At 50.3% G+C, this 481-nt stretch carries 1 protein-coding gene; it reads right to left on the reverse strand.

Features of this window, described 5'->3' with window-relative positions; genetic code table 11:
* On the reverse strand, positions 1-481 hold a 481-nt coding region (locus tag AC0L3J_RS37415; RefSeq protein ID WP_473350434.1), incomplete at both ends, for a site-specific integrase.

The following is a 481-nucleotide window of genomic DNA, read 5'->3' on the forward strand; positions in this document are numbered from 1 at the left end:
AGGTGAGCATACCTACGAACCATTTCTATGGACTCCCATCCGCCCATTTCCTGAAGCACTGATAATGGGACGCCTGACTGAATCAGCCAGCTTGCCCAGGTGTGTCTGAGGTCATGGAAACGGAAATCTTCAATTCCTGCACGACGACAAGCTGATAGCCATGATGATGTCTTGCTGTCGATGCGCATCTTCCTGACCGCAGGCGTTGATGTTCCATCTGCTCGCTTAGCCGCCTTGGTATGTACAAACACCCATTTGTGATGCTTGCCTATTTGATCACGCAACACTTTACAGGCGGTATCGTTCAGCGCCACACCAATGGCGCGGTTTGATTTGCTCTCTTCTGGATTCACCCAGGCAACTCGTCGCTGCATGTCGATTTGTTGCCATTCCAGATTTATGATGTTCGACTTTCTCAGACCAGTTGCCAGCGCAAACTTGACGACAGATTTCAGTGGTTCGGGGCACTCATCAATAAGGC

The organism is Bradyrhizobium sp. Kon37 (genome assembly GCF_055807535.1).